This is a genomic window from Sphingobium boeckii, assembly GCF_014199215.1.
In the GTDB taxonomy this organism is placed as follows: domain Bacteria; phylum Pseudomonadota; class Alphaproteobacteria; order Sphingomonadales; family Sphingomonadaceae; genus Sphingobium_A; species Sphingobium_A boeckii.
Genome location: NZ_JACIJC010000001.1, coordinates 1,013,038 through 1,025,479, shown reverse-complemented (window position 1 = coordinate 1,025,479; position 12,442 = coordinate 1,013,038). Strand labels below are relative to the sequence as shown.

The 12,442-nt window shown below is 65.1% G+C and carries 12 protein-coding genes; all 12 read right to left on the bottom strand.

The genetic code is table 11. The annotated features are described in order from the left end of the window. Positions 1–181 precede the first annotated feature (181 nt). Entirely contained in the window at positions 182–418 is a 237-nt protein-coding gene (locus FHS49_RS04880; RefSeq protein WP_184015770.1) for a DUF2274 domain-containing protein, read from the bottom strand. A 5-nt stretch (positions 419–423) separates the two neighbouring features. Beyond that, on the bottom strand, positions 424–1,755 hold the full coding sequence (locus tag FHS49_RS04875; RefSeq protein ID WP_184015768.1) for a TraB/TrbI/VirB10 family type IV secretion system protein: 1,332 nt from the start codon (positions 1,753–1,755) through the stop codon (positions 424–426). Next, complete coding sequence (gene trbG / locus FHS49_RS04870; protein ID WP_184015766.1) at positions 1,752–2,717, bottom strand: P-type conjugative transfer protein TrbG; 966 nt, start codon at positions 2,715–2,717, stop codon at positions 1,752–1,754. The genes FHS49_RS04875 and trbG overlap by 4 nt, the downstream gene beginning before the upstream one ends. A 14-nt stretch (positions 2,718–2,731) precedes the next feature. Continuing rightward, complete coding sequence (gene trbF, locus FHS49_RS04865) at positions 2,732–3,526, bottom strand: conjugal transfer protein TrbF (protein WP_184015764.1); 795 nt, start codon at positions 3,524–3,526, stop codon at positions 2,732–2,734. A gap of 4 nt (positions 3,527–3,530) precedes the next feature. Next, positions 3,531–4,871 carry a P-type conjugative transfer protein TrbL gene (gene trbL / locus FHS49_RS04860; RefSeq protein WP_184015762.1) on the bottom strand — a complete coding sequence of 447 codons (1,341 nt, stop codon included), beginning with the start codon at positions 4,869–4,871 and terminating at the stop codon, positions 3,531–3,533. Positions 4,872–4,986: 115 nt separating this feature from the next. Continuing rightward, entirely contained in the window at positions 4,987–5,721 is a 735-nt protein-coding gene (gene trbJ / locus FHS49_RS04855; RefSeq protein WP_184015760.1) for a P-type conjugative transfer protein TrbJ, read from the bottom strand. Beyond that, positions 5,703–8,162 carry a conjugal transfer protein TrbE gene (gene trbE / locus FHS49_RS04850; protein WP_184015758.1) on the bottom strand — a complete coding sequence of 820 codons (2,460 nt, stop codon included), beginning with the start codon at positions 8,160–8,162 and terminating at the stop codon, positions 5,703–5,705. Before trbE ends, trbJ begins: the two co-directional genes overlap by 19 nt. Then, positions 8,156–8,425: a VirB3 family type IV secretion system protein gene (locus FHS49_RS04845; protein ID WP_184015756.1), complete on the bottom strand. Its 270-nt coding sequence runs from the start codon at positions 8,423–8,425 to the stop codon at positions 8,156–8,158. Before FHS49_RS04845 ends, trbE begins: the two co-directional genes overlap by 7 nt. Then, on the bottom strand, positions 8,422–8,757 hold the full coding sequence (locus FHS49_RS04840) for a TrbC/VirB2 family type IV secretion system protein (protein WP_184015754.1): 336 nt from the start codon (positions 8,755–8,757) through the stop codon (positions 8,422–8,424). Before FHS49_RS04840 ends, FHS49_RS04845 begins: the two co-directional genes overlap by 4 nt. Next, positions 8,754–9,851: a P-type conjugative transfer ATPase TrbB gene (trbB, locus tag FHS49_RS04835; RefSeq protein ID WP_221240399.1), complete on the bottom strand. Its 1,098-nt coding sequence runs from the start codon at positions 9,849–9,851 to the stop codon at positions 8,754–8,756. Before trbB ends, FHS49_RS04840 begins: the two co-directional genes overlap by 4 nt. Then, positions 9,851–10,252: a CopG family transcriptional regulator gene (locus tag FHS49_RS04830; RefSeq protein ID WP_184015752.1), complete on the bottom strand. Its 402-nt coding sequence runs from the start codon at positions 10,250–10,252 to the stop codon at positions 9,851–9,853. Before FHS49_RS04830 ends, trbB begins: the two co-directional genes overlap by 1 nt. Positions 10,253–10,263: 11 nt before the next feature. Continuing rightward, entirely contained in the window at positions 10,264–12,309 is a 2,046-nt protein-coding gene (locus tag FHS49_RS04825; protein ID WP_184015750.1) for a conjugal transfer protein TraG, read from the bottom strand. Between the last annotated feature and the right edge of the window lie 133 nt (positions 12,310–12,442).

Sequence of the window (12,442 nt, the reverse complement as noted above, 5' to 3'; positions counted from 1 at the left end):
TTTTACGCTGACCTCGCCACTCAGGGGAGCGAACCGGCGGTCGCAAAACCGTCATTACGCAAATGACAATCCGACTTTCATTCCTTCCAATCAGAAGCGGCCCTCCAAACGAGCACCAAGAGTGGAGCCTGAAGGTAACAGCCAACAGGATCTCCTGGCGCCGAGGCACAACGCATGTCGACTAAACTGCGCTGTTATCTATGTTCCGGGAGCGACGCAATTTGCCGAATTCCCGATCCCCTTCCAGAAAACCGGCCAGCATTGCCGGGATCAGCTCCCCGATCGATACCGCCGCACCGTAGGCCTCGGCATAAATAGCTGCGTAATCGAGCAGGGCATTGTGAAGCTCGGGCGGTATGCTGATCGCCAGCTTAATCGGCGTCCGGTCCGGCAATCGAGCGAGTTTGATATCAGGCATGCCCGCTACTCCTTCCAAGGCGACAAAATTAGGTCGCGGTGAACGACCAGCCTCACCGAAGCGCCGGGCCGGATCGTGATCGTTGGCTGGATCTGCAGGTTTTTCGAGGTGATCTGGTCGCCCGCACGCGAGGCATTTTGCTGCGTCGACTCGCGGATCGCCTGAACGAGGTCGCTTTCACCGGCAAAAGTGAGGTTGGCGCCGACCCCGAGCAGTGTCGAAAGCGCCACGCCCTTCAGCAAAGCCCAACTGTGAAAATCCACCTTGTCGGCGAGACCGGCATAACCTGAGGCGTCGCTGGCCGGTACATTTTCGATCCTGAGCGAGCTTCCGTTAGGGAAGATGATCCGCTGCCAGACGACCAGAGCGCGTTTTTGCCCGAAGGCCACGACGCTGTCATAACTTCCGATGAGCCGCGCGCCCTGCGGGATCAGCAGGATCCTGCCTGTCGCGCTGTCAAAGACGCGCTCGGTCACCTGCGCCGTGACGAGCCCGGGCAGATCCGATCGAAGGCCGCTGATCAGGCTGCCGGCGATGACCGACCCTGCCGATAGTGTGAAGGGGGACGGCGCTGGCGCGACCTCATGCGGATTGACATCCCCCTGCCCGTCGCGTGTGGAAACGAAATCCGCTTTTCGCATCTGGGCATTGGGATCTTTTTCCGGATCGAGCGACACCGTGCGCGCGGCGGCATTCGGGTCGGGTCCTTCCGACTGCAGCATAGCGGGTGCCACAGCCGTGCCGCGCACGGTGTTTGCCATCAGGCCCGATTCCCGCGCTGACTTTCGCTCGGCGATCGCCTGATCCAGCGCGGCCCTTGTCAGGCCATCGTCATGGGGCATGGCCGGTGCTTCATCCGCCATGGCGCGTTGATGTGCCAGGATCGTGCGCCCAAGGTCGCCGGGGAGCGGCGGGCCGAGCTTCGGCACATCGCCATAGCTGGCCGGGAGCGCATTCAGGGCCTCGGTCGAGGGTTTGGCCATTTCCCCCGTATCCCTGGCCTGGCTGATCTGCGGCAGGCTTGGACGCTTGAAGGCCAGCCAGGCTGTGCCGACCAGAGCAACAGACGCCGCGCTCGCCAGTCCGATGATGACGCTGCGCTTGAACCGGATTGCGCGCACCGGATGCGCGCGCAGCGTCAGGGTTTCAGGATCGACCTTGGCCGCTGGCTTGGTGACAGGGGCCGCCGGTGGCGAAGCCACCGGATGATCGGTCTGCGTCACGGGCTTAGGCGGCGCGTTTGACTGGGGCGGAGCGTCAGACGGGGCAGCGGGACCGGGCAAGGCCGCGGGCGCTATGGGGGCGCTGTTCGCGCCGGAAAGCGGGGCTTGGGTCATGAACGCGCCCTCCCGCCCTTCTGGGCAGGCTTGCCGCGCGTAATCCGTACGATTTGCTGATCCTTGGTACCAAGCCGGAGTTCGGCGACCTGGAACAGCCGATCGACGATATAATGCCGCCCGCGCATGCGGTAATTGACGAGTTCAGCGTCGCCTTTGGCATTGACGATGAAGAGCGGCGGCGCTTCGTCCACGGTGATGCTTTCAGGAAATTCGAGAAAGGTCTGACGGCCATCGTCAAAGGCGCGCAGCGGCCGCCAGGCCGGGCTTCCACCACTGATCGCATAATCGAAGCGCAATTGCGCGACATCGAAGCTGGCGACCGCCGGCGCGGAGACCGCAGTCTCGGCTTGCTTTCGTTTGAGCGCGATCAGCGCGTCATGCGGATAGGTCCAGGACAGCGCCGTCATGGCGATGCCGCCCGTGCTGGTGAGAGCCAGATGATAGGTGCGCCGGTCGGTCGTGACGACGAGATTGGTGGAAAGTCCCGACGAAAAGGGCTTGACCAGAATATGCGTGCGCTTGCCGTCGCCCGCCCCGCTAGTGGTATCGCCCACCACCCAGCGGACCGTATCGCCGCTGGCGACCGCGCCGAGCGTTTCGCCCGGCTCGAGCGCGATATCGGTGACGCGCTCGGGGGCCGTGTAGACATGGTAGATGGCGCCCTCGCCAAAAGGGAAGACCTGCACGGCGTTGATGAACCCGTGCGTTGCCGGCTCGAGCGTTGCCGCCCGGTTTGCGCGTGTGACCGGGTGGATCATGATCGACGGACGCGCGCGCTTGCGCTTCAACATGACTTTTCTGGCCATCGGCTGCGCCAGCGCGACCCTGATGGGCGCAACCGCGCCCCGTGACTGGGCTGCCACCGCTCCTGGTGCTGGCGTGCGCGCATCCGGCGGCCCACCCGCAGCGATCACCAGGGGAGCGGGGAGGCAAAGCAAGATCGAGAGTCGAATAGTCATGGCTAATTCTCCTGTTACAGGGCGGGCGCGGGCGGCGACGCGAGGGGGCCGAGCGGATCGGGTGCGTTTTCGGGCGGGATGATGTCACGCGGGCGGCCTGGCATCGTTGGCCTGGGCGCGTCGGCGGCGTCCAGTTCACGGCTCCAGTCGATTGCATCGACATAAAGCCCGAGCGGATTCTTGCGCAGGATCTCGGCCGAGACCGGGCGCTTGATCGCGACCGTGATCATGGCGGTCCAATGGGCTTTGCCGGCTTCGCTTCCATTTTCGAAGGCCATCTCGCGCCATTTTACCTGGAAGGACGTGTCGGACGCCCGCACGACGCTTGTCACCTGGACCGAGACGGTCTTCCGTCCGAGGTCGCCAAAGGGATTGGCGCTGCGGGCGTATTCGCCGAGGAATACACTGCCGCGCGGAGTCGCAAAGTCGTAGGCCGACAGCCAGTTTTTGCGCATCAGAACCGGGTCGAGCGAGATGGAGCGAACATTTTCGATGAACTTGGCCAGATGCCATGCAATCTGCGGATCGGTCGGCACATAGTCCGTCCCGACCGGTGCCACCGCGCGCGCCTCCCCCAATTGATCGACCTCGACCACATAGGGCGTGACGCGGCTCTGCAGGGATTGCCAGAGCAGCCCGGCGGACAGGCCCGAGGACAGGAACAGGCCCCCCAGCGCCATCAGCCGCCAGTTGCGGGCCTGGACGCGGGCCGATCCGATCCGCTCGTCCCATTGCTGGCCGGCACGTTGATAGGGGGTTTCGGGCTCGGGCGTCCGCCCGTAGCGCTGAAGCGCGCGTTTGAAGATCATCACATTAATCCTCCCGTTCTTTGATATCTGGGGTTGCTGAAGCGCCACCGCGATCACCGTCGCGAATGGCCTGGAATGCGGCGTGTCGGTGATGTCGCGCGGTCTGTTCGGACCGCATCTGGCGCGCCCAGGCCGGCGCGCCGTCGCTCGGGCCTTCGCCGCCAGCACCTTGGCTGGACCGCGGACCGGCGCGTGAGCCGCCCGCGCCCGGACCACCCCCGCTGTTCATCGCGCGCCACGCACCATCCTGTCCTGCCTCGACGGCTTCGCCAAAACCGGTTGCGCTCGAAATCCTTTGGGCCGCCACACCTTTGGCGGCTGCAGCCATGCCGCCCAGACCCGCGCCGACGGACGGCGAACCGGAGGTTTCCTGTCCAAGGCGATAGGAGGTGGCCGCAGCCGATCCCATGGCCGTGCCCGCGCGGATCGCGCTCAGTGCGCCGCCGCCGACCGATCCGGCGGCAGCGGCGGCTCCGCCCGCGACGAGCGCGCCACCGCCGACAGCGGCAGCGGCCGTGCCGATCGCAGCGCCCGCCCCCAATTGAGGGGCGCCGGCGACCAGGCCCGAGGCGATGCTCGGACCAAAGATGCCCAGGCCGAACAAGGCGAGGCTGGCGAGCACCAGGCTCATGGCTTGGCCGATATCGGGTTCCTGTCCATTCAGGGCATCCACGAAGTCAGCGAAAAAGCCCGAGCCGATGCCGACGATGACGGCGAGCACCATGACCTTGACGCCGGACGAGACGACGTTGCCGAGCACGCGCTCGGCGAGAAAGCTGGTGCGGTTCCACAAAGCGAATGGCACGAGCACGAAGCCCGCCAGGCTGGTGAGCTTGAATTCGAGGATCGTGATGAAGAGCTGCACGGCCAGCACGAAGAAGGCGACGATCACCACGACCCAGGCGATCAGCAGGATGATGATGGTCAGGAAATTGTCGAAGAAGCTGGTGAATCCCATGAGCTCGCTCACTTGGTCGAGCAATGGCCAGGCCGCTTCGAAGCCGGTGCCGGCGAGCTTGCCGGGCTTGAGCAGATCGTCCGCACTCATTGTCCCGCCGCCAGCGGTGAGGCCGAGACCGGCAAAGGAGCGGAACACGATGTCGGTAAGCGTCGAGAAGCTGTTTATGATCAGCGCGAAGGCACCGACGTAGAGGATTTTCTTAAGAAATTTCCCGATGACATCGTCCTCGCCGCCCAAGGCCCAGAACAGGCCGGCGAGCGTGATATCGATCCCGATGAGGACGCTGGTCAGAAAGCCGACATCGCCGCCGAGCAGGCCGAACCCGCTGTCGATATAGCGAATAAAGGCATCCATGAAGCGATCGATCACGTTCAGATTACCCATGGGGCTTCCGCTTTCTGAAAGGAGGAGGGAGAATGTCGCGGGGTTCCGGAGGGGAGCACGGAACCCCGCGACCGGGCCGAGCGCCATGGCGTGCGCTCAAGCCCGTCCGGCGGGCCTAACGAGGCTCATAGGCCTTGCCGGAACCGAGAAACGTCTTGGTCGCCGCGCGCGCTTCTCGCTCGGCCTGGACCCGCCGCGCCATCTCGCTGGTTTCGCTGCGATATTGCGCCGCCATCAAATTCTGCAACTGGAACTGCTGCTTGGCGGCCAGTGCGAGCAACTGATTGGTGGCCTGTTGCGCGTGGAGCGATCCGACGGCACCCTGGCTCTTGGCGACGAGATCGAGCAACGTCTCCCCATCGGCCTGGACACTTTCGGCCACCTTGGCCTGGACGGTCATGGTCTGGCGAAAACCGGCCATGGCAGCGTCGAGCCGCGCGCGGGCGTCCGCCACGCGGCGGTCGAGGCGCAAACTCTGGTCGAACGTGTCGGGATAAAGCGACCGAAATTGGGTATCGAGCCCATCGACCCGGAAGCCGATGCCCTGCGCCTGCGCCATCAGCTGATCGACCTGCGCCAGGGTCTCGCTCATGGCGTGCAGCTGGGGAAAATCGATTTTCTGCAGATGCTTTCCCATCTGGGTCAGCATCGCGGCTTCATTCTGCAGCGACTGGATCTGCTGGTTGATCTGCTGGAGCGTGCGCGCTGCGGTCAGCAGATTCTGGGTGTAATTGGCGGTGTCAAACACCGGGATCGCAAGCGACGGGGATGACGGCACCAAAGCGGTGACCGCGGCCGCGCCGATTGCAGCGACGCGCAGAACCGAGGCACTCAAAAAACAGGGTCGCATGGCATTTCTCCTTCTTTAGGGCTGGGAAGACTGGTGAGATGCGGCCAGGTCCAGCCAAGCCCGGCTTGTCTGAGGAACCGTGCGCCGAACGCATCGACACCGTGTTCGGCGAGCAAAGAATCGATCTGCGCCTGGGTGGCGGCGTCGGACGAACCGCACAGCGCGAGTGCGATCGGCCCGAGGCCCAGCTCGAACAGCCGGTTGCCGACATGGGATTGCAGATAATATTGGCGCTTCGGCGTGGCGCGCGCGACCAGCTCGATCTGTCGATCGTTCAGCCCGAACCGCTCATAGGCTGCGCGCGACTGGGGCTCGATGGCGCGGTCATTGGGCAGGAAGATCCGCTGCGGGCAGCTTTCGATGATGGCAGGGGCGATGCTGCTGCCAGCGATGTCGGCGAGCGACTGGGTCGCAAAGATCACGGCGACATTCTTCTTGCGCAGCACCTTGAGCCATTCGCGGATACGCGCGGAAAACAGCGGATGGTCGAGAAACACCCAGGCTTCATCGAGCATGAGCAGGGTCGGCCGCCCGTCGAAGCGTTCCTCGAGCCGGTGGAACAAATAGGTGAGCACGGGTGCCACGACGCCGGGCTGGTGGAACAGGGCTTCGGTCTCGAAGCATTGGATGTCGCTGAACGTCAGCGCGCTCTCAGCCGCGTCGAGCAGGCGCCCGAAGGGGCCGTCGAGCGTATAGGGCTGGAGCGCTGCCTTGAGCGCGCTCGACTGCACCAAGAGCACAAGCCCGGTGAGCGTCCGCTCGGCGGGCGGCGCCGATGCCAGGCTGGTGAGCGCGGACCAGAGGCTTTCCTTGATCTCGGGGGTGACGATCATCGATTCGTGCGCCAGCAGCGCTGCCAGCCATTCTGCCGCCCAGCTGCGCTCGACCGGGTCATCAATCCGGGCCAGCGGCTGGAACGCCATCGCCTCTCCCGCCGCATCGCTGCCGAGCGGATGATGCGCGCCGCCCATGGCGAGGACCGCCGCCCGTGCTGAATGCCCTTTGTCGAAGATGAAGATCTGGCAGCCGGGATAGCGGCGGAACTGCAAGGCGATCATCGCGAGAAGGACTGATTTGCCGGCACCGGTGGGACCGACGATCAGCATATGGCCGACATCGCCGACATGGGTCGAGAGCCGAAAGGGCGTCGATCCGGCGGTTTCCGCATGAAGCAGGGGCGGACCTTCCAGATGTCCGTTACGCGCGGGACCGGCCCATACCGAAGACAAAGGGACGATATGCGCGAGGTTCAGCGTGTGGATGAGGGGCTGGCGGACATTGGCATAGACCTGTCCCGGCAGCGAGCCGAGCCAGGCTTCGACCGCGTTCAATTTCTCGCTGATGGTCGTAAAGCCGAGACCGTTCACGACGCGCTCGACCGCGCGGACCTTGTCATTGACCGCAAGCCGATCGGTGTCCGTCACGGTGATGGTCGTCGTCAGATAGCCAAAGCCGACATGATCGCCGCCGAGCGCCTGGAGCGCGAGATCGCTGTCCACCACCTTATTGTCGGCGTCGCTGTCGAGCAATTGCGCGGGCTGATTGTACATGACCTCGCGCAGCAGGGCCGTGATCGACTTGCGCTTGTTGAACCATTGGCGGCGCATCTTGGTGAGCGCCCGCGTGGCGTCACTCTTGTCGAGCGCGATGAAGCGTGAGCACCAGCGGTAGGACAGGCCCAGGTGATTGAGCGCGTCCAAAATGCCGGGGCGGCTGATATTGGGAAAGCCGAGCACGGTCAGCGTGCGCAGATGCTTGTCGCCGAGCATCGGCTCGAGACCGCCGACCAGCGGGGTATCGGCCAGAAATGCGTCGAGATAGAGCGGGATGTCCGGTGGCAGGACCGCGTGCTGCCGGGCTGATATCGTCCCGTGCAGATAGGTGAGCGTTTCGTCGTCGCTCATCGGACGGACCAGGGGCATGAAGCTGCCCAGCAGATCAAGCGCGCGCGCGCTTTCCGAGACAAAGCTGGCGAGCGCCTGCCGCCAGTCGCGCCCCGGCTCGCTCCGCCCGCGTTCGATCAGCATTTCGCCTGCGGCGTCGGCCTGATCGGCCGGCGGCATCCAGACCAAGGTCAGCCAGGTCAGGCTCTCGAAAAGCCGCCCCGCCTGTCCGTCGACGGCGGCGCGGCGCTCCTCGTCGACCAGCTGCGACACCGCATCAGGAAAATGGCTCGACGCATAATGCAGCGCCTCGCGGCGTTCGGCCTCGAAGAACAAGGCCCAACCCGAGCCGAAACGACGCAGCACATTGTTCGCCCGCGCGCAGATCGACACCAATTCGGCTTCGGTCGCGCTTTCGAGATCGGGTCCGCGAAAGGACACGGTCGTCTGGAAGCTGCCGTCCTTGTTCAGGATGACCCCGGGCGCGACGAGCGCAGCCCAGGGCAGATGATCGGCAAGCCGGTCGGCGCGCGACCGATATTCACGAAGCGCTAGCATGCAAGATATCCTTTCTGGCGCAGATGGCGGAGGAGCACGGCGGCGAAGTCGGGATCGCGCCTGGCCGCGAACACCGCGAGCGTCTGGCCGAGCGCCCATGCGACGAGCCCGCCGATCCATTGCTGCAGACCCAGACCAAGGGCTGCCGCGAGCGTGCCGTTGATGATCGCGATCGTCCGCGGCGCGCCACCCAGCAATATCGGCTCGGTGAGAGACCGGTGGATCGGGGCTTCGAACCCGGGGACATGGGGGCCGGCCGTCATGCGATCAGCGCGCCGCCGCCAAAGCTGAAGAAGCTCAGGAAAAAGGACGAGGCGGCAAAGGCGATGGACAGGCCGAAGACGATCTGGATCAACCGGCGGAACCCGCCGGAATTCTCGCCAAAGGCGAGCGTCAGGCCGGTGACGATGATGATGATCACCGCGATGATCTTGGCGACCGGCCCCTGGACCGACTCGAGCACCTGTTGCAGCGGCTCTTCCCAGGGCATGCCGGAGCCCGCGGCCTGGGCTGATGTGACGATCGTTATGGCGAGCGCGGTGCAGAGCGCCAGGGCCGCGAGATGCCGGCGGGGCTTGAGGGTTTTGACATTCATATCAATTCTCCTTGGTTGGGGCTGGTGGGCTGGCACGGAGCTGGCTGGCGGTGAGAAGGCTCGACCTCGAGGGCGTTGGCCTCGACGGATCTGGAGGGTGTTCCCAGCGTCTCGCCAATAGGCGGGACCGGCGGGTGAACCGCGTCGATCACCGCGAAATCGCCTTGCGGATCGAGGCCGGCGACATGGGCGATGGTGTCGATCCGGCGCTCGAGCCCGCGCCCGGCGATGAACACGATCCTGTCGATGGCCTCGGCGATCAGGCGGCGCGGTCCGACGATGCCGTTTTCCTGGATCAGCTGTTCGAGCCGGTAGAGCGCGGCGCGCGCGCTATTGGCGTGAACGGTCGCGATCCCGCCGGGATGGCCGGTGTTCCAGCTTTTGAGCATATCGAAGGCCTCGCCGCCGCGCACTTCGCCGACGATGATCCGGTCGGGCCGCAGCCGCAGGGTCGAACGCACCAGATCCGCCATGCAGACGTGCCCCGCCCGAGTGCGCAGCGCGACCGTGTCGGGGGCGGCGCATTGCAGCTCGCGCGTATCCTCGATCAGGATCACGCGCTCGCCAAGGTCGGCCATCTCGCCGAGCAGGGCATTGGCGAGCGTGGTCTTGCCCGAGCTGGTGCCGCCCGCGATCAGGATATTGCGGCGTTCCCGCACGGCGCGCGCGAGCGCGTCGGCATCCAGCGCGGTCATCATGCCGTCGGCGACATAGTCTGTCAGCCGGTAGATGCGCGCCGCAGGCTTTCGGATGGCAAAGCAGGGTGCCGTGGACACCGGCGGAAGCAAGCCTTCGAACCGCTCCCCTGCCCCGGCCCCGTGCGGCGGCAGCTCGGCGCTGACGATGGGGCTCGCACCGTGCACCTCGCTTTTGGCGTGGCTTGCGACCAGACGGATGATGCGCTCGACCGCGGCGGGCGTCAGCCTGACGCCGGTATCGCTGCAGCCTTCGCCCAGGCGATCGATCCTGAGCGCGCCGTCGGGATTGACCATGATTTCGATGACGAGCGGATCGGCCATGGCGGCAGCGATGGCAGACCCCATGGCGGTCTGCAGCATGACGCGGCGCCGGTCGTCGGATTCGGTGGGACGCATCATGCCCCCTCCCCTTCGCCGCCGCCCAGGCTAAGGCGGTCATTGGCGAGATTGCGACCCACCTGAAGAACAAACTGGTTGAAGCGGGCGCGACCCATGGCACGCGCCGCCTCGTCGCCCTCGGCAATCGGTGCCTGAACGGTCAGCTCGTGCCGGATGAACAAGGCCAAGGCCTCCGACAAGGCATGCAGGTCTCGCCGCACGCCAGCGGTCTCGGCGGTCATGCGGTCGAGGCGCTTGCGGAGCAGCTCGTCCACTTCGTGCCGCGCGCCATATTTGAGATAGCTGCGCAGCGCATCGGCCACGACAGCCGATTTGGTAAGCTTGGGCCGGCTGCGCACGAGTGCCTCGAGCTCGGTCGTCAGCGCGACGTCGAGATAGAGATGATGGCGGGGTTTCATGTCCGCGCCCTTCAGAAATCGGGCACGAGGTCGTCAGGCCCCGCGCCTTCGTTGAGGGCATATGCGCGCACGACCAGGCCGGTCGACTGGGCGCGCGCCATCGCGCGCTGCTCGGCCTGGGGGTCGTCCTGATCGTCGGCAAATTCGCCCTGGCCAGCGGGATCAGGCTCTGGAAGCAGATGAACCGTCTCTTCGGCGAGACCGGGGTGACGCTGCTGTTGCGCCCCGCCCTCGTCGTCGGCCGGCACTTCTGCGGCCTCCTGCGCCTCGACCGCGGCCTCGAGACGCGGGTCGCTCAAGCCGGTCACGCCGGCCCAATCGTCGGCGCGCGCCGCAGGGCAATCGGCATAGGTGACGGGGCACAGGACTGGCGGCAGCTGGACCCGGTCCCGGAAGTTGCGGTCCTTATAATAGACGAGCTTCTTCGCGCGGATCGGTGCCAGCCCCGACACCAATATGATCTCGTCGGTCGCGGGCAATCGCATGATCTCGCCTGGGGTCAGCAGCGGTCGGGCGGTTTCCTGGCGACTGACCATGACATGGGCGAGCCAGGGCGCGAGCCGGTGGCCGGCATAGTTGCGCATGGCGCGCTGTTCGGTGGCGGTGCCGAGCGCATCGGAAATCCGCTTGGCGGTCCGCTCGTCATTGGTGCTGAACGCGACGCGGACATGGCAATTGTCGAGAATGGCGTTGTTCTCGCCATAAGCCTTGGAAATCTGGTTGAGCGACTGGGCGATCAGGAAGGCGCGGATGCCATAGCCGGCCATGAAGGCGAGCGCGGTCTCGAAGAAGTCCAGGCGTCCCAATGCCGGAAATTCATCGAGCATCATCAGCAATTGGTGGCGGCCCGTCTTGGCGCGTTCGGCTTCCAGTTTCTCGGTCAGCCGCCGGCCGATCTGGTTGAGAATGAGGCGGATGAGCGGCTTGGTGCGCGAGATGTCCGACGGGGGAATGACCAGATAGAGCGAGACGGGCTGCGCGGCATCGACCAGATCGGCGATCCGCCAGTCGCAGCGCGAGGTGACCGCGGCTACGGTTGGATCGCGGTACAGCCCGAGGAACGACATGGCGGTCGACAGTACGCCCGAGCGTTCATTTTCGGACTTGTTGAGCAATTCGCGCGCGGCCGAGGCCACCACGGGGTGAACGACGGGATGGTCGGCGTCGCCCAGATGGTTGGTGGTCATCATGCGCCGCAGCGTGGCGACGAAGCTGCGCTGGGGATCCGACAGGAAGGTCGCGACCCGGGCGAGGGACTTGTCCTGCTCGGCATAGAGAATGTGGAGGATGGCGCCGACAAGAAGGGAGTGGCTGGTCTTCTCCCAGTGATTGCGGCGTTCGAGCGCGCCTTCGGGATCGACCAAAATGTCGGCGATATTCTGGACGTCGCGGACCTCGTTGGCGCCGCGGCGCACTTCGAGCAGCGGATTGTAACGCGCCGAGAGAAGATCGGTCGGATTGAACAGCAGGCAGTGCGAGAAGGTCGACCGCCAGCCGGCGGTCACCTCCCAATTCTCGCCCTTGATATCGTGGATGACGGCCGAACCGGTCCAGGACAGCAAGGTCGGCACGACAAGACCAACGCCCTTGCCGCTCCGGGTCGGCGCGAAGGTCAGGACATGCTCGGGACCATCATGCCGAAGATAGTGGGAACCGCGACGTCCCAGAAAGACGCCGGCGTCGCCGTGCAGGCCTTCGGCCTTGATCTCGCGGGACGTGGCCCAGCGCGCCGAGCCATAGGTCGTGACCATGCAGGACTGGCGTGCACGCCAGAGCGACCCGGCGATCGCGGCACCGCAGCCGATGAACCCGCTCGCGCCGGCCAGGGCCCCAGCCTTGTCGAACACATGGGGCGCATAAGCGTCGAAATGATACCACCAGGCAAATAGCGCCCAGGGCTGATACACTGGCATATCGCCGATCAGGAAGGATGGAGCGCCCAGTTCGGGCTGATAGGCCAGCATGGAAGCCGCCCATTGCGTCGCGAACCAGACGCCGAGGATCACGATCGCGAACACGGTCAAGATCTGGCCAATGAGCAATTTGGTGGGTGTCATCGAACGCCTCCCCCGGTGCAGGGGTGCATCCGGTCAGGCGCTTAAAATCGGCTCAATTCGCGCATTTGGAAATTACGCTGGTGTGCGCTCACGTGCGATCATGATGCAAATTGGACCCGGTTTTCCTGGCGCG

What these genes read in the sequence shown, in the direction of transcription:
- FHS49_RS04880 (WP_184015770.1), bottom strand. Translation starts at nt 418, where the DNA reads ATGCCTGATATCAAACTCGCTCGATTGCCGGACCGGACGCCGATTAAG.
- FHS49_RS04875 (WP_184015768.1), bottom strand. Translation starts at nt 1,755, where the DNA reads ATGACCCAAGCCCCGCTTTCCGGCGCGAACAGCGCCCCCATAGCGCCC.
- trbG (WP_184015766.1), bottom strand. Translation starts at nt 2,717, where the DNA reads ATGACTATTCGACTCTCGATCTTGCTTTGCCTCCCCGCTCCCCTGGTG.
- trbF (WP_184015764.1), bottom strand. Translation starts at nt 3,526, where the DNA reads ATGATCTTCAAACGCGCGCTTCAGCGCTACGGGCGGACGCCCGAGCCC.
- trbL (WP_184015762.1), bottom strand. Translation starts at nt 4,871, where the DNA reads ATGGGTAATCTGAACGTGATCGATCGCTTCATGGATGCCTTTATTCGC.
- trbJ (WP_184015760.1), bottom strand. Translation starts at nt 5,721, where the DNA reads ATGCGACCCTGTTTTTTGAGTGCCTCGGTTCTGCGCGTCGCTGCAATC.
- trbE (WP_184015758.1), bottom strand. Translation starts at nt 8,162, where the DNA reads ATGCTAGCGCTTCGTGAATATCGGTCGCGCGCCGACCGGCTTGCCGAT.
- FHS49_RS04845 (WP_184015756.1), bottom strand. Translation starts at nt 8,425, where the DNA reads ATGACGGCCGGCCCCCATGTCCCCGGGTTCGAAGCCCCGATCCACCGG.
- FHS49_RS04840 (WP_184015754.1), bottom strand. Translation starts at nt 8,757, where the DNA reads ATGAATGTCAAAACCCTCAAGCCCCGCCGGCATCTCGCGGCCCTGGCG.
- trbB (WP_221240399.1), bottom strand. Translation starts at nt 9,851, where the DNA reads ATGCGTCCCACCGAATCCGACGACCGGCGCCGCGTCATGCTGCAGACC.
- FHS49_RS04830 (WP_184015752.1), bottom strand. Translation starts at nt 10,252, where the DNA reads ATGAAACCCCGCCATCATCTCTATCTCGACGTCGCGCTGACGACCGAG.
- FHS49_RS04825 (WP_184015750.1), bottom strand. Translation starts at nt 12,309, where the DNA reads ATGACACCCACCAAATTGCTCATTGGCCAGATCTTGACCGTGTTCGCG.